This is a genomic window from Paenibacillus thalictri (genome assembly GCF_004307995.1).
GTDB lineage: Bacteria > Bacillota > Bacilli > Paenibacillales > NBRC-103111 > Paenibacillus_AF > Paenibacillus_AF thalictri.
On sequence record NZ_SIRE01000008.1, the window covers coordinates 141,901 to 157,836 of the forward strand.

Consider the following 15,936-nt stretch of genomic DNA (forward strand, 5'->3'; position numbering starts at 1 on the left):
GGAAGGGCGTGATAGACTGGAGAAAAAAGGGAAGGGAGACCTTTATGCGGAACCAACACGATTTGAGTGAATGGAGCCCGATCCTGAAAGCGGTTGCGGAACGGATGATTCCGAAAGATGCTTGGCCGTCGGCAGTCGAAGAAGGCGTCCTCGGATACTTGGAACGATGGGCCGAGGAAGATGAGACTGCCTGGAAAGAGTTGCTGGAGCCGGGTCTTCGCGCGTTACATGCGCAGGCATTGGCTTCCCATCATCGGCCGTTCCAGGAACTGTCCGCGGACGAGCAGGACGGGATGTTGTCCGATCTTGAACATGGAAGGGTGCAGGACTGGCCTGTTGCACCGAATCACTTTTTCAACTTTCTGTTGAACTTGGTGGTCGAAGGGTATTATGGAAGTCCGCAACCAGGTGAAGCTTACGGGAGAAAGTCATGGGAAATGATCGGATTTCGGCCTGAACCGCTTTCCGGCAGTAAGTCGCATGTTGCCGAAGTGGATCCGCAGCAGATTTCCTTCAATCAGCTTAAGGACCGGTATGATGCTGTCGTAGTGGGGGCCGGTGCCGGGGGTTCGGTCGCTGCGGCGATTCTGGCTGAATCGGGTCTCCGCGTCCTCGTGGTCGAGCGTGGGAGCTGGCTAAGCTACGATCGGGTAGGGCGCGATCATCTGCGCAATCATCGGCTTAGCAAATACGGGCACAATACCGGGCCCGAGCTGGAAGGCCACCCTCGCACCATTCTTACACAGGACGGCAGGGAGCGCGTTACGTTACCTTATGAAGGCGATTATCATAACAATGCGATGACGGTCGGCGGAGGCACACGGGTCTATGGCGCTCAGGCATGGCGTTTTCATCCGGAGGACTTCCGGATGGCTACCCGTTACGGCGCTCCGGAAGGAAGTTCGCTTAGCGATTGGCCGATTCGCTATGAAGATCTCGAATCGTATTATGATCGGGCGGAGTGGGAAGTCGGCGTCTCAGGCGACGGCGGCGCCCATCCTGAATGCGGCTCGCGCCAGCGCCAATACCCGATGCCGGCACTGCCGCTGACTCTGGAAGCGGAGCGGTTGTCCCAAGCGGCAGCAAAACTGGGCTGGGCCGCGGGACCGGTTCCCCTCTTGATCAACTCCGTCGAACGCGACGGTCGGCCGGCTTGCGGACGCTGCGGCGAATGTGTCGGTTTTGCTTGCCCGACCAACAGCAAAAACGGCGGTCACAATACGATGTTATTAAGGGCGCTTGCCACCGGCAATTGCGATTTGATTTGCGACACGATGGTGGAACGTATCGATACCGAAGCAGGCAGACATGCAACAGGGATTCGCCTTGTTCATGCGGCAGGAGGGAAGGTCCAGCGCCGACAAGTACAAGCTGGCCAGGTGGTTATAGCGGCCGGAGCAATCGAAAGCGCACGTCTGCTGCTGAATTCGGCAAGCGTGGAAGAACCGGATGGAATAGGCAATCGGAGCGGCAACGTCGGCAGGAACTTGCAGGGACATGTATACACCGGTACTTACGCTTTATTTGATGAGCCGATTCAAGACGGCTTGGGACCTGGCGTGAGCGTTGCCACGCGACGTTTCTCCCACGGCAATGGAGACGGGATCATCGGGGGCGGGATGTTGGCCAACGAATTTATCCGCCTGCCGCTCACACATTGGACCCGCGCTTTTCCTCCTGATGCGGCAAAATGGGGAATTTCCGGAAAGGCGGCAATGCGCGAAGGTTACGTGCGAACCAGTCATGTGCAGGGACCCATCCAGGATATTCCGTCCCCGGATTCGAGAGTCAGGCTTTCTCCATCGGTCAAAGACCGCTTCGGCAACCCGGTGGTTCAACTCTCCGGAAGGATTCATCCTGAATCGCTGCGCGCAGCCGATATGCTGGCCAAGCAAGCGGAGACTTGGCTCTGGGCGGCCGGGGCTCGTCAAGTATGGCAAACGCCGCGCGGGACGGGGCTTAGCGGAGGGCAGCATCAAGCGGGAACCTTGCGTATGGGCAATGACCCGGCCACTTCGGTCACCGATCCCATGGGCCGAATCCACGGATACGACAATTTGTGGGTGTGCGACGGCTCTGTTCATGTCACCAACGGCGGAGTAAATCCGGTATTGACGATCCTTGCTTTGGCCTTCCGCACGGCGGAGAACCTGGTGAAACAAGCGTGATCGTTCCGTAAGTCGATTGAGCAGCCTTTACATCGTTGTAATACCCACTGAGGCCAGCATCAGATAATATAAGTATACAAGCCCATAATAGCCGATTGGGAAAATAAGGTTTAATGGACATCGTCATCATTGGCGATGTTTTTTTATGTGAAGGTTGCAGGTCTGCCATTCAGCCCCTTTAACATGTTCACAGAATGACGCCGGGATTTGCAAGTGCGGGCAGGTTAACGCACTACCGGTGTAGAAGATTAGTGGTAATGCCAAACATATGTTGCTATTATAAGGAAATAACAACCTATATAAATTGAACAAACGAACATCCAGGAAGAACTGAGTGCAGTGGAGAAAGGGAATTGTTTTGCCGGCGAGTTTTGGCTTTGAATTCCTGCCATCCGCAGGCCTATTCAATAAAAGGAATTCAAAACAAGCTGTCTGAAGCGGCAAAATAATCCCTTTCGGAATGGAACGGGCTTAGTCATTTATTCAATTTATATGGAAAAAGGGAGTGAAACCGTTGTTCAGCGAATCAGAATACGACGATAAGCAGTTTAAGGATGTCCAATTTGCCTATGAGACATTGGATTCCGTCAAATTCTACGATTGCACATTTACGAATTGTGAGTTTAGCGAGACGTTATTTAGAGACTGCAAATTTTCAGGCTGCCAATTTATAAATTGCAATTTGAATTTGATCAAAGTCGTGGATAGTCAGTTTTCGCAAGTCCGGTTTTCCGAATGTAAATTAGTCGGAATCAATTGGACGGAGGCGATTTGGCCGAAAATTAGCATACCTGGCGCCCTCGCCTTCGAAGAATGCACTTTAAACCATTCTACCTTTATCGGACTTGAACTGCAGCAGTGCGTCATCCGAAAATGCATGGCCAAAAACGTAGACTTCAGGGAAGCCAACTTCACGAAAGCCGATCTGAGCTCGACTGATTTCAGCGAAAGTGTATTCGGAGAAACCAATTTGACCAGTGCAGACTTCTCGTATTCCAGGAACTATCAGATTGATCCAAGCGGCAATCGGATTACGAAAGCGACTTTTATGCTGCCGGAAGCAGTATCCTTGCTTTACTGTATGGATATCCAATTAAAAGATGAGTAGCGCTTGCTTGCAACAGGCCTAAAATGAGGTTAACTCTACATGAATCTGGTAAAAATGAAGGAAGACTGCGGGTGCGGTGAATTTTCGACATGAAAGGTGATGAATATGGGACGCGTATTACTGATCAACGCAGGCTCCGAGGGGCATATTAATCCAACCCTTGGTGTGGTGCAGGAGCTTATCCGCCGTGGCGAAGAAGTCATTTATTTTATATCTGAACAATTCCGTGATCGGGTTGAGCCGACAGGCGCAGAGGTAATCACCTTTGACAGCAATCAATTTCTGCAGGCGTTTCTTGCCGGAGGAAGGAGCCCTTGGGGCCGGGTAAGCGGATTAGCGCGCACTGCCGACATCGTCATTCCCAGTGTGCTTGAGCAGATAAAAGGCAAACCAATCGATTACATTATTCATGACTCTATGTTCGGCTGCGGGCGTATGCTCTCGCAAATTCTCGATTTGCCGGCCATCAACTCGTGTACGAGTTTCGCCATGCAGCAAAGCGGTTTTGAGCACATGCATAACCACCTACTGAGCCATTTTCCAGATGAAGTGAATGAACGTGAACAACAGGTGTTTCAAGAGCTGATGCACAATATACAAACAAAATATCATGTGCAAATGAACTCCGCTTATGAAGTTTTTTGCAATCCGGCGCCGATGACCCTTGTTTATACGTCCAAACAGTTTCAACCGGATGGGGAAAGCTTTGACGATACGTACAAGTTTGTCGGGCCGTCAATCGAGTTCCGGTCGCAAGGTCAGTTTGATTTCTCGCATGTGCACACGGACCACCTCGTATACATATCGCTTGGCACCGTTTTTAATCAGGCGGCGGAATTTTACAAGCTCTGTTTTGCGGCGTTTGCCGGAACAAAATTCAGCGTCATATTATCCGTCGGCCGGCAAACCCAGATTGCCGATTTGGGAGAAATTCCAGCCAATTTTATCGTACGCGACTATGTGCCGCAGCTCGAAGTGCTGCAGCGCGCTAAACTGTTTATTACACATGGCGGCATGAACAGCACAAGCGAAGGACTTTATTACAATGTGCCGCTGATAGTGCTGCCACAAAGCGCCGATCAGCCTGTTATAGCGCGGCGTGTAGCTGAGCTTGGTGCGGGCCTTCACCTCAATCAACAAACCTTAACTGCGGAAGAACTCCGAGCGGCGGCGGAACGTGTGCTGCAAGATGCGTCTATTCGCAAGGCAAGCGGCGAGCTTGGCGAATCGTTCCGGGCTGCGGGCGGGCAGCAGCGGTCTGTCGAGGAAATTTTGATGTTTAAAAGGCAGCTGGGCATGTAACGGTTTGCGGACCTTTTTTTCATTTTCAGCGTATTTGATGGGATAACCCGAGTTTATACTTTGTTAATAGTTCATTTATAGAGTGTCAATACCCTGCCTGTATACTGGAAGGTGAGGTGACGATTCCCAAAATAATGAGGGGCATCTTCACCGATTGCCAGCTGTCGACATCATGAACCTGCAAAAGTTCTGTCTTATACAGCAATCCGGAGGTAGGAGCAAAAAGAGATGAATTCATTAACGCGATTTTCCATGAAAAATATAGCGGCCGTTCTGATCATCATCCTGCTGTTGTTCGGCGGGGGGACTTATGCGGCATCGCTGCTCAAAGCGGAATTGTTTCCCGAGGTGTCGATTCCGTACGTCTTTATTCAAACTCAATATCAGGCGCCTCCCAAAGATATAGTGGAGCAAATTACGAAGCCGCTCGAGAAAGCGGTCGCAGGGCTTAACGGGATTAAAAATTTGCAATCGATGTCCAGCGACAATTACTCGCAGATCACGATTACGCTGCAGCACGGACAAAACACGGACAAAGCCAAAAACGACGTCGAGGCGTTAATCGCGGGCGTGAACTTGCCCCAATCGGCGGAGCGCCCGAAAGTGATGACGTTTGGCATGGCCGCCATTCCGGAATATACGCTGGCGGTATTCGGCAAAGACAATATGAATCAGCAACAGTTGGATAAGCTGTATAAAGATGTATTTCAGCCCGGATTCACAACGATTAAAGGAATGGATCATGTTGAATCGATAGGCAATGACGAAGCGATATTGACGATCAAAATGGACGGCAACGCGATGAACAGCTACGGGCTGATGCCCGACGATGTGACCCGAGCGATCCAGACGGCCCTTCGCTCAAGTCCGGTCGGCGCTTTGAATACGGACGGAATCGACCAAATGGTTCGCGTGAAAAGCGATATTAACAGCATTTACGCGCTGGAGAACATCAAACTGAATACGGCCTCCGGAGACACGCTGCTGCTTAAGCAAATCGTCAAAATCCAGGCAGTCAACGAATCCAAGCTCATCTCCCGTTTGAATGGTCAACCGTCCATCGGGGTCGTTTTGTACAAAACAAGCGGAACCAATTCGGTTGAATTCGCAGATAAAGCGGATGCGATGATTGCCGGCTGGCAAAAGCTGTATCCCAACGTCGAATTTATGTCGATCAAGAAAAACTCCGAGGTTGTTCAGGAATCGATCAACGGGATGATTAAGGAGGGGGCGTTGGGGGCGCTGCTAGCCTCCATCATGATTTTGCTGTTTCTCAGAAACTTCCGGATGACCATCATTGTTCTTGTCTCCATTCCTTTGTCCATCTTAATCACGTTATTAATTATGGCGCCGCTGAACATTACGCTCAACATCATGACCCTTGGCGGCATGGCCATCGCCGTTGGCCGCGTGGTGGACGACAGCATCGTGGTGATCGAAAATATATACAGCGAGCTGGTCAAGACGCATGAGCGGGGAGAATCGGTCATTATAAAAGCTACCGCACAAGTCGCTTCGGCCATTACGTCTTCGACGTTGACCACGGTAGGGGTGTTTGCTCCGATTGCTTTTGTCGGAGGAGAGCTGGGGGACATGTTTCGTCCGTTCGCGATCACGTTGTCGGCAGCTCTGCTGTCGTCTTTGATCGTCGCCGTTACGGTCATTCCGATGCTTGCCAAGCTGCTTGTGCTCCGTTCAAGGAATATCAAACATCACAACGAGCATCACGTCGGCAAAGTAGAAGCCGGTTATTTAAAGGCGCTGCGATGGTCGCTTAACAACCGCAAAAAAAGTATCGCTTTGGCGTTGTTGGCGCTGGTAGTATCCATTGCCGGCACGGTTCCGTTTCTTGCGTTTGAATTTATGCCAAGCAGCGATTCCGATAAACAAATGAGCATCAGAGTTACTTTACCAAGGGAAACGGCGCTGGATACGACCGATCAGATCGTCAGGAACATTGAAGCGATGATGCGGGAGACGAAGAACGGCGCGGGTGAACCGGCATTTGAATATGTGCAGTCGTTGATTGGAGAGGGCGGAAGCGGAGGGGCCAGTTACCGCTTTTCGTTAAATGCGTCGGCTGCCGACGGGGCAAACGCGAGAGCGCTTGTCGACGACATGAAAGTCAAAATCGCCGCTATGATCCCACAAGAAAGCGAAGTCCGCGGCAGCATCATCAGCTTTGGCGGCGGAGGCGGGGGAAGCGGCATCGACTTTTCTTACATGCTGCGTGGCGACGATGTGGATTCGCTCATTCAAGCGGCTAATGAGGTTAAAGCGAAAATGAAGGAAATCCCCGGTTTTCTTGATGTGGAAGACAGCTTAAGCGTGACGAACAAGGAAGTGGAAATTGCCGTCGACCAGAACAAAGCCCGTCTGTACGGGCTCTCCTCCGGACAAATCATCGATTCGATGTATGTATGGTTGGCTGAGCAAAAACTCGGCGATTTGAAATTCGATAGCGTAACTTATAACACCAAAGTGATGATGGACAGCAGCTTCAAAAATTCGGTGGAAAAAGTCGGAAACTTTCTGATCACAACCTCGAAAGGACAAGTTATTAAGCTAAACGATGTTGCGAAAATACGGCAAGTCGAAGGACCGGCGTCGATCCCTCGCGACAACCAGGAGCAATATGTCAGCATCACCGCCAAAATCGATTCCAAGGATAAGGGAGGCGTCAGCGCCCAAGCGTCTCAAATATTGAGCCAAATGGATCTGCCTCCGGGCGTCCATACGGAATTGCAAGGCGCTGCGGCGGATATCGACAAAGAGTTCAGAAACATGTATTTTGCCATGGCGGCTTCCATTTTTATCGTCTATTTGGTGATGGTTCTCGCTTTCGGCAACGCCAGCGCGCCGTTTGCCATCTTGTTTTCGCTGCCGCTAGCGGCAATCGGCGGGCTGCTTGGCTTGCTTGTCACCGGTGAATCGCTGAACTTGACGTCTTTGATCGGTTTCCTGATGCTGATTGGCGTCGTCGTGACCAACGCGATTGTGCTGATCGACCGTGTGCAGCAGCTGCGCGAAGCGGGACATACCGTACGCGAAGCGCTGCTGGAAGCGGGGCAGACACGGCTGCGTCCGATCATCATGACGGCGGGGGCGACGGTGTTTGCGCTGATGCCTTTGGCGCTTGGACTTTCCAAAGGAACGATCATTTCCAAGGGGCTGGCGGTCGTTGTGATCGGCGGTCTGACGACATCAACTTTGCTTACGCTGCTGATTGTGCCAATCATCTATGAAATGATCGATAACATGAAAGTGAGGGCAAGACGTCTATTGGATCGCAATAAATCGGAGGAAGCGCAGGGAACATCTGTCTGATTGGGATTAGGAACGAAGCAAGCTGTGGTTGTTAATCAAGGAACATGATAAATTAAGCTCCCTATAGGATGCGGCATTACAGGTCGAGTACCTTAGCGCAGCCATAGGGAGCTTTTTGTTATTGGGAAGCTGTTTAGTCAAAATGGGATGATTGCTGGGAGGAAAGCGCCGGTTGTCTGCCTCGAACGATGAAAAACCCGGCAATACCGCAAAGACCGGTGAACAAAAACACCGCCTGAAACGATAAGTAGTCCGCCACCCAGCTGCTGCCGATCAGTACTACCGAGCTGGTGCATAAACTAAACATCGAATTAATGCTGATCGCCATGGGCAGACGTGATCTGGGGATCTGCTCCAGAATGAAGACGCTTCCGCTCAAATTGTAACCGATGATGCATATGTTCGTTAATGCGAACGCGGCGTATACCGACCACAATCCGTGAAACGAAACAATCAGCAGGCTGCCCAATCCGCCGGCGATCGCAGCTGCCATAAGCACATGCCTATGTCCGATCCGGTCCGCCATGATTCCAAAGATTACACTGCCTGCTATATTGGCAAGCCCGGTGATGGCCGTAAATAAAGCAATCGTCGTACTGCCGGCCTCAAACGTCCGTACGGCATATAACGTATAATAAGCCAATGCGGAATGAGATGCCACGATAAAAGCAAATCCCGCAACTGTGCGTTTATATTGTGGAAACTCCCGAAACATTAACGGAACCGCCTTGAAGTATTGGAAATAATTGAAATTGACCTTAGCTACCTCGTCAGCTTCATGTTCCTTCATCAGCCGAAACATTAACACATCCAGCAATAACAAGGCCACACCGGCTGCGAAAATAACGGTATAATTATACGGAAACGGCACTTTGGTTAGCAAGACCCCGCACAGCGCCGCGGATCCGAGCGCAAACACGCTGCCGGCTCCGCTGCTGAAGCCGCGCAAACGTCCCCGAGCATTGGGCGTTACCAATTTGGCAAACAAACTCATATAAAAAATGTTGTAAGATCCGACAAACAGATTAAATATCGCCCAGCCGATCAGAAACACTAGAACCATCAGCTGCGGACGGGATTCGGCAAATAAAGGGACCGCGGCGACAACAAGGAGGAAGCTGATCCGCTGAATGAACAAAATTTTTGCAAACATTTTCGCTTTATGGGAGAGGTTCATGACCAGCTTCGCGAACAACGGCTGACTGATAAAGCTGCCGATCGATACCAAGGCGTTCACTAAGCCGATTTCAAATGTATCCGCTTGCAGATTGGCGAGAAAATACGTAATGATAGCATTAACCGAAAGAAATGTCATTGCGTTTACGAACAGCACGGTGTCCATAAAGAAAAGGAAATGATTACGGCGTTGATCGTACATGGATCTGCTCTCCTGCCTGGGGTGTCCCTAACTATCGCCCAATATTTGCCACGCTCAAATCATAGCACGGTTATCCAAAAATGAAAATATGGTCTTTGTTGCTAATAAATGAGACACGCGCACATTGATGCAGTATGATACACTTGTGTATAATTTATTGCATAAATTGATATGATGCAATTCTTTTGTAGAAAGCAAGGTGTCTCACAATGACCAAAGTAGATAGAAGAATCCTCAAATCTCAAAGCTCCATAAAAACCGCATTTTTGGAGCTGATGTCTGAAAAAAGCTTCGACGAAATTACCGTCCAAGATATTGCCGACAAAGCCAATGTAGGCCGGAGAACGGTTTATCTTCATTATTTGGATAAATACGATTTACTTGACAAGCTCATTGAAGAGCACTTTAACGAACTCAGGAGACTTTGCAAATTATCGGCGGAATTGAGTTTTGTCGATGCAACGGTAGTTTGGTTTGAATACTTTGAGAAAAATCATTCTTTCTTTTCGACCATTATAGCAAGTAAAGGGGCTGCTTCCTTTCGCAGAGGCTTTCTCAAGCTGGTCATTGAAGAATTGGAAGTCGAATTAAATATAAAAGAGGGAGTCAATAAAGGGCTTAGCAAAGACATTGTAGTTAAGTTTTTTGGAACCGCCGTGGTAGGTATAGTCGAAGCGTATTTTAGCAACGAAATCACTGATCCGGCTCGTGCCGTAGCAGAGCAGGTGGGGCTTTTACTGGAAAAAAATTTTTAACCGCGCTGGTTAACGGGAGTGCATCATTCCTTGGAACCGACGCGCTGGAAGGACATGGGGATTATTTTCGAGGCCACTTATTTTCCCTGTGTCCTTTTTTCTGCACATTTTTATGCTTGATGCGCACTAACGCACAAATGACTGTTATTTGATCATTGAAGATATTTGATGCTCATATATAATACACATATAGAACTTATTACTCGTTTGTGTAATTACTAGTAACAGACGAGCAATATAACAAGTTGGTTTGATTTGCACCCATATTAAGGAGGATTATATATCATGAGACAAAATGTCAAGTTTAAAAATAACGGCTTATTATTAGCAGGCCATTTGTATGTTCCGGCTCATTTTGATGAAACAAAAAAATACCCGACTATTGTTGTCTCTCATCCGGGCGGAGGCGTTAAAGAACAGACGGCAGGGCTTTATGCGGATAAACTGTCCGAATTGGGTTATGTTACTTTAGCATTTGATGCATCCAACCAAGGAGAAAGCGAGGGATCGCCCCGTTATTACGAAGATCCTTACGCCCGTACGGAAGACATCCGTGCAGCGGTGGACTATTTAACCACATTGTCTTTCGTGGATACCGATCATATCGGCGCGTTGGGCATTTGTGCCGGAGGCGGATATACGGTGGCAGCCGCGCAAACCGATCGCCGTATTAAAGCTTTAGCTACGGTGAGTATGGTCGACATTGGATCACTGTTCAGCGAAGGCATGGCCCGTGTTGTGCCGGTAGAAGATCAAATCAAGCTGTTGGAGCAAGTATCGCAGCAGCGTACGGCAGAAGCAAATGGCAATGAAACGTTCTTTGTTACTTATGTGCCGCAGCAATTGGAAGAAGGCATGACAGGTACCATGGCCGAAGGACATGACTATTATGTTACAGCTCGCGGTTGCCACAATAATGCGCCTAACCGCTTGGTGTTCGCAAGCTTTGGTAAAATCGCCACATATTCCGCCTTCAGCCACATCGATAAATTTTTGACGCAGCCATTTCTAACGATCGCAGGCAGTGAAGCCGACACTCTTTATTTCAGCGCAGAAGCCGTTGAAAAAGCAGCAAGTCAACATAAAGAGCTGTTTATCATCAAAGGCGCCACACACGTTGCTTTATATGATATCCCTGAAAACGTAAATGTGGCCATTGAAAAAATAGACGGATTTTTTACGGAAAATCTTAAGTAAGCGAACCGAAAAGCAGAGAAGATACGCAATATGCGAATTTAGTTGGTTGAGCGGCATGCATCACGTGCTGCCCAACCATTTTTTTAACGTTAACCTGTTATGACCCGTTCCTCCGGATAACGGATTTTGGCCTTCTTCTTAGTTCCCCCAATGATAAACAAAAGCGAAGTCAGTCCGATTCTTCCGGTAAACATCAGGACCATGAGAATGCATTTTGCGCAAATGCTCAGATCGGGGGTAATTCCCGTTGACATGCCTACCGTACCGAAAGCCGAGCACACCTCAAGAATGATGGACACAAGCTGAGCTTGTTTATCCGTAAAGCTAATCGTGATAACCGATATCGTGCACATGACGATGGCTAATAACGATATCGCTAGCGATTTCATTACGTCGTAGGGATGCAGCTCTCTGCTGAAAATTTTAATTTCATTGTTTCCTTTAGCAAAGTTGTAAATAAATAGCAGATTTAAGGCGAATGTTGTTGTTCGGATTCCGCCGCCTACAGAGTTAGGCGATCCTCCAATAAACATGTAAAGGCTGATAAACAGGAGTGTCGGCAGCGTCAGCTCGTTAATATCCAAAGTCGTTAGCCCCGCGCTTCTTGTCGTTGTAGATTGAAATAAAGCATAAAACAAACTTTTGTGCCAAGGCAGATCTTTAAAATAGTGGTTGTATTCGAACAACCAGATCACGCCGGCTCCAATAATCAGCAGAATAAAGTAAGTGGAAGTGGCAATTTTGGCAAATAAAGAAAAGCGGAACGGACGCTCGAGTTTTCTTCTTGTCAAATATGTTTTCACTTCAATGAGTACAGGGAATCCGATGGCTCCAAAAATAATTAACACCATACTGATCGACTGTACAAAATAATCGTCAGCATAAGGAATCAGCGACTGGCCCGTGATGTCCATCCCGGCGTTGGTTGTCGCGCTGACGGATGCAAACAGGCCTTGAAGAAACGCTTCCTGCCACGTCGAAAAGTACCTCAAAAAATGAAAGCCAAAAATAACGGTCCCGATGAGTTCGGTCAAAAGAATAATTCTCAAAATTTCGATAACCAGCTTAACGAGACCCGATAAGTCAAATTGATTATTGTCGACCATTATTAAACGCCGTTCGCGTAATCCGATTTTTCGCCCCAATAAAAGCCAGAAGAAGGTGCTCATCGCCATAATGCCGATGCCGCCAAATTGCAATACGAGCATCACCATAAAATAACCAAAAACGCTGTATGTCTCCGCAACGTTAAAAACGCCGAGCCCCGTATCACTGACGATGCTGACGGCGGTAAAAACGGTATCAAAGAAAGAGACTTCAACCCCAGGCCGGCGCACGGCTGGAATACTAAAAATTAAAATCGATGTGAGCACGACCAGCAGGTAATATCCGGTTACTACTTGGGCCGGAGACCGTTTTTCTATCCAGTTTTTCATTGCAGCCCTCATAGACAGGAACGACCTTTCCGTTTCGCTTTACATAAATCCCCATAACTCATCCGTAGTATGTCCCATTTTTTGGCGGTAGTATTCAGGTAAGGGAAGGTGCCACTTGGTTCACTGAATTGGGCAACAGCGGTTGTCGACATCGCTTTTACCCGCCGATGAGTGTGCCCCTTAAAAATTGTTGTTGACATCTAATATCTAAGTATTTACGATGAAGTTGGTCATCTAAATTTGAAGAAGGAGGCTTCATTCATTTTGTAGTTTTATAAACGCGCGTTTATTAAGCGTTTTCACAGGTTTATCGATCCAGTTTCGTTTTGAAATGATGATATCTAACCAAAGGGAGGAAGCCAAAGATGAGCGAATATTCCGAGCTGCTGCAAAGTTTGCTTCAAGAAGAAGAAGAGCTTCAATTCACCGAATTCACGAATGATCTGGCTCTTCAGATCGGCCTGTTTATCATTGAAAAAGTGAAGCAAGAAAACAAGCACATTACGCTGGATATTTCCAGAAACGGGCAGCAGTTATTTCATTATGCATTTCCCAAAACCTCGGCGGATAACGACGACTGGGTTCAACGCAAGAGCCGGGTGGCCGTCCGGTTTGGCCATAGCTCCCACTATGTCGGCACTTACCTGAGATCGATCCAAAAAAATATTCAAGAAAGATATTTCTTGAATCCATCCGATTATTCCCCAAGCGGAGGGGCTTTTCCGATCATCGTGAAAGATGTTGGCGTTGTTGGAGCTATTGCGGCTTCCGGATTAACGCAAGAGGAAGATCATGCTTTGGTTGTATCGGCGATTAGACATTTTTTGAATGGAAACGGAGAGTAAGATGGCACAACAAACTAAGGTACTGCTTGTTTCAGGCAATGAAAATCACAAGTGGCACAATTGGGAGCAAACGACTCCGTTCATCAAAGCGGCATTGGAAGAAGATTCGAGTATTTCCGTTACCGTGTCTTTGTCGATTGAATCGTTGGCCGATGAGGAATTGTTCACATACGATGCGCTGGCGCTCAATTATTGCAACTGGCACGAACCCGCCGGGCTGAGCGAGCGGGCCAAAGCCAACCTGATCCGGTTTGCGGAGGAAGGAAAAGGTTTGGTTATTGTTCATTTTGCCAATGGAGCGTTTCATTATTCCTTGCCCGAAGCGGAGGCTTCCGATTGGCCGGAGTACCGCAGTATCGTACCGAGAGTGTGGAATCATCATGGCGAAAGCTCACACGATAAATACGGCGAATTCACCGTACATATGACGGGCGAGGCCCATCCGATCACTCAAGGAATATCATCGTTTGCGATTACGGATGAACTTTATTTTAAACAAGAAGGCGTTGTTCCGATTCAGGTGCTTTATGAAGCGGAGTCCAATCGCACAAACCGGAGAGAACCGCTCGGGTGGCTGGCCCAGTACCGCAATTCGCGAGTGTACCAAACCTTGTTGGGGCACGACGAAAAAGCCTATGAAGTGCCGCAGGTCCGAGAGATGCTAAGACGTGGCGTTCTTTGGACGGTTCACCGCTTATAACTACTTGTGATGCAGCTACGCTTGCATGCTGAAGAAAAGGAAGATGGTATGGAAGAAAATAGTGGTGTTCTAGATAGGAATGTGATCGCTCAGGTCGCTTTGGTCGTGCATGACATCGAAAAAACAAGCCGCGCGTACGCTGACTTTTTCGGGATCGAAACACCGACGTGGAAGCTAACGGATGCATGGGATCAAACGCAAGCCGTTTATCGGGGGAAACCGACAGAAGCGAGAGCCAAGCTGGCTTTTATGAACTTTGGCTCTGTCGTGATTGAATTAATCGAACCCGATCACCATCCCAGCATCTGGAGAGAATTTCTGGACGAACGAGGGGAGGGTTTTCACCATATTGCCTTTAAGATTGCGGGTATGGAAAACATAACGGGCTTAATGGAACAAAAATTTCATATGCCGCTTGTTCAAAAAGGTGAATATACCGGCGGACGATATGCTTATATTGATAGTTTAAAAGATTTGAAGGTCCTCATCGAACTACTGGAGAACGACAATAATTAAATTGACAAACAAAAGTAGATATGATAGTTTTACAGAGTAAAATAAACGCGCGTTCACAAAATGATAGATGACCAGAGGTAACGATGAAAAAAATTGATTTAAGAAGCCAGGAAATAGCGGAAATAGCCGGTGTCTCTAGAAGCACGGTGAGCCGAGTCATCAATAATTACGCCAATGTGCCTCCCAAAACGAGAGAGAAGGTTTTGAAGGTTATTGAGCAATACGGTTATACTCCCAACATTTCCGCAAGAACGCTTGCCGGGAAAAAAACGAAGATCATCGGGTTGTTTTTTATCGATCAATGGCAGTTTTCCAAGGATAGCTCGGCTAACATGCTCATCACCGGCGTCATCGAAAGCGCCGCTGCCATGGGATATATCGTTCTCACGACGGTAGTCAGAGACCTGAAGAACCCCGAAAGTATGAAAAATGTCAAAGAGATGTTTTATCAAAGCAGCATTACAGCGGGCATATTTATCGGCGCTGAAAACCATGAACCCGTTATTGAAGAGCTGATTTCGGAAGGGTTTATTATCGGCGTGTTGGATCAAGTGCTTCCTGGCCGCAATGAGCCGAACCGGATCGTATATAATCTGAACAACGAAGCGGTAGCCAGAAAAGCGGTAGATTACTTATATGGATTAAACCACACAAGAATTGGCATTATAAACGGGGATCTGAAGAAAGCTCCCGCTAACTTCAAGTTCAAAGGGTTCTTAAGCCAGATGGAACACCACGGTCTGGATGTTAACAAAGCTTGGATTATGCACGGCAATTACGAGGCGGGCAGCTATGAAGCGATGACTAACCTGCTGGCGAACAGCAGCGATCTTCCGACGGCCATTTTTGCAGTCAGCGACAGTCTTGCTTTTGGCGCTATACGTGCAATAAACGATTTTTCATTAAAGGTGCCTGACGATATTTCCGTCATCGGTATGAACGACCAACCGTTAAGCGCTTACTATAAACCGGCGTTAACGACATTCCGGGTGAATTACGATCAACTGACGGCAGGTGTGACCCAAAATGTCATCCGCACTGTAGAAAACGGAGTTACGGGCGACAGCGTAATTTCTACGCTGGATTGCACCTTAATCGAGAGAGAGTCCTGCAAAAAAATTTAAAAATTTTTTGACAGGAAATAAACGCGCGTTTATTCTGAAAAACGCGATCTTCGCCAAGATTTATACGCTTTACATATGTG

Annotated in this window: 12 protein-coding genes; 10 read left to right on the forward strand and 2 right to left on the reverse strand. The window is 48.1% G+C overall.

Annotation, left to right across the window (positions count from 1 at the left end):
- Positions 1-44: 44 nt before the first annotated feature.
- The 4 genes from EYB31_RS12450 to EYB31_RS12465 all read left to right on the forward strand — a co-directional run bounded on the left by EYB31_RS12450 (position 45) and on the right by EYB31_RS12465 (position 7,905).
- Positions 45-2,168 carry a GMC family oxidoreductase gene (locus EYB31_RS12450; protein ID WP_131013661.1) on the forward strand — a complete coding sequence of 708 codons (2,124 nt, stop codon included), beginning with the start codon at positions 45-47 and terminating at the stop codon, positions 2,166-2,168.
- A gap of 505 nt (positions 2,169-2,673) precedes the next feature.
- Positions 2,674-3,276: a pentapeptide repeat-containing protein gene (locus EYB31_RS12455; protein WP_420819435.1), complete on the forward strand. Its 603-nt coding sequence runs from the start codon at positions 2,674-2,676 to the stop codon at positions 3,274-3,276.
- A gap of 105 nt (positions 3,277-3,381) precedes the next feature.
- On the forward strand, positions 3,382-4,578 hold the full coding sequence (locus tag EYB31_RS12460) for a macrolide family glycosyltransferase (protein WP_131013663.1): 1,197 nt from the start codon (positions 3,382-3,384) through the stop codon (positions 4,576-4,578).
- Between the two features lie 228 nt (positions 4,579-4,806).
- Entirely contained in the window at positions 4,807-7,905 is a 3,099-nt protein-coding gene (locus tag EYB31_RS12465; RefSeq protein WP_131013664.1) for an efflux RND transporter permease subunit, read from the forward strand.
- Positions 7,906-8,038: 133 nt separating this feature from the next.
- On the opposite strand, the gene EYB31_RS12470 is transcribed toward EYB31_RS12465, so the two are convergent.
- Positions 8,039-9,283 (reverse strand): MFS transporter, encoded by a 1,245-nt coding sequence (locus tag EYB31_RS12470; protein WP_131013665.1) that lies wholly within the window; start codon positions 9,281-9,283, stop codon positions 8,039-8,041.
- A gap of 209 nt (positions 9,284-9,492) precedes the next feature.
- Between EYB31_RS12470 and EYB31_RS12475 the strand changes: the two genes are divergently transcribed.
- Together EYB31_RS12475 and EYB31_RS12480 are read left to right on the forward strand one after the other, a co-directional pair.
- A complete protein-coding gene (locus EYB31_RS12475; RefSeq protein WP_131013666.1) occupies positions 9,493-10,038 on the forward strand; it encodes a TetR/AcrR family transcriptional regulator in 546 nt (181 codons plus the stop codon).
- A gap of 285 nt (positions 10,039-10,323) precedes the next feature.
- Entirely contained in the window at positions 10,324-11,235 is a 912-nt protein-coding gene (locus EYB31_RS12480) for an alpha/beta hydrolase (protein WP_131013667.1), read from the forward strand.
- Positions 11,236-11,324: 89 nt separating this feature from the next.
- Here the strand turns inward: EYB31_RS12480 and EYB31_RS12485 are convergent, their stop codons facing one another.
- Complete coding sequence (locus EYB31_RS12485) at positions 11,325-12,671, reverse strand: TrkH family potassium uptake protein (RefSeq protein WP_420819436.1); 1,347 nt, start codon at positions 12,669-12,671, stop codon at positions 11,325-11,327.
- A gap of 365 nt (positions 12,672-13,036) precedes the next feature.
- Here EYB31_RS12485 and EYB31_RS12490 point away from each other — a divergent pair, with 365 nt between their 5' ends.
- From EYB31_RS12490 to EYB31_RS12505, 4 genes are all read left to right on the forward strand, one after another.
- Positions 13,037-13,516 (forward strand): heme-degrading domain-containing protein, encoded by a 480-nt coding sequence (locus EYB31_RS12490; protein WP_131013669.1) that lies wholly within the window; start codon positions 13,037-13,039, stop codon positions 13,514-13,516.
- A 1-nt stretch (position 13,517) separates the two neighbouring features.
- Positions 13,518-14,216, forward strand: coding sequence for a ThuA domain-containing protein (locus tag EYB31_RS12495; RefSeq protein WP_165452379.1), 699 nt, complete (start codon positions 13,518-13,520; stop codon positions 14,214-14,216).
- A gap of 48 nt (positions 14,217-14,264) precedes the next feature.
- Positions 14,265-14,732: a VOC family protein gene (locus tag EYB31_RS12500; RefSeq protein WP_131013804.1), complete on the forward strand. Its 468-nt coding sequence runs from the start codon at positions 14,265-14,267 to the stop codon at positions 14,730-14,732.
- A gap of 83 nt (positions 14,733-14,815) precedes the next feature.
- On the forward strand, positions 14,816-15,856 hold the full coding sequence (locus EYB31_RS12505) for a LacI family DNA-binding transcriptional regulator (RefSeq protein WP_131013671.1): 1,041 nt from the start codon (positions 14,816-14,818) through the stop codon (positions 15,854-15,856).
- Positions 15,857-15,936 lie beyond the last annotated feature (80 nt).

What these genes read in the sequence shown, in the direction of transcription:
- EYB31_RS12485 (WP_420819436.1), bottom strand. Translation starts at nt 12,671, where the DNA reads ATGAAAAACTGGATAGAAAAACGGTCTCCGGCCCAAGTAGTAACCGGA.
- EYB31_RS12490 (WP_131013669.1), top strand. Translation starts at nt 13,037, where the DNA reads ATGAGCGAATATTCCGAGCTGCTGCAAAGTTTGCTTCAAGAAGAAGAA.
- EYB31_RS12480 (WP_131013667.1), top strand. Translation starts at nt 10,324, where the DNA reads ATGAGACAAAATGTCAAGTTTAAAAATAACGGCTTATTATTAGCAGGC.
- EYB31_RS12450 (WP_131013661.1), top strand. Translation starts at nt 45, where the DNA reads ATGCGGAACCAACACGATTTGAGTGAATGGAGCCCGATCCTGAAAGCG.
- EYB31_RS12505 (WP_131013671.1), top strand. Translation starts at nt 14,816, where the DNA reads ATGAAAAAAATTGATTTAAGAAGCCAGGAAATAGCGGAAATAGCCGGT.
- EYB31_RS12460 (WP_131013663.1), top strand. Translation starts at nt 3,382, where the DNA reads ATGGGACGCGTATTACTGATCAACGCAGGCTCCGAGGGGCATATTAAT.
- EYB31_RS12465 (WP_131013664.1), top strand. Translation starts at nt 4,807, where the DNA reads ATGAATTCATTAACGCGATTTTCCATGAAAAATATAGCGGCCGTTCTG.
- EYB31_RS12470 (WP_131013665.1), bottom strand. Translation starts at nt 9,283, where the DNA reads ATGTACGATCAACGCCGTAATCATTTCCTTTTCTTTATGGACACCGTG.
- EYB31_RS12475 (WP_131013666.1), top strand. Translation starts at nt 9,493, where the DNA reads ATGACCAAAGTAGATAGAAGAATCCTCAAATCTCAAAGCTCCATAAAA.
- EYB31_RS12495 (WP_165452379.1), top strand. Translation starts at nt 13,518, where the DNA reads ATGGCACAACAAACTAAGGTACTGCTTGTTTCAGGCAATGAAAATCAC.
- EYB31_RS12500 (WP_131013804.1), top strand. Translation starts at nt 14,265, where the DNA reads ATGGAAGAAAATAGTGGTGTTCTAGATAGGAATGTGATCGCTCAGGTC.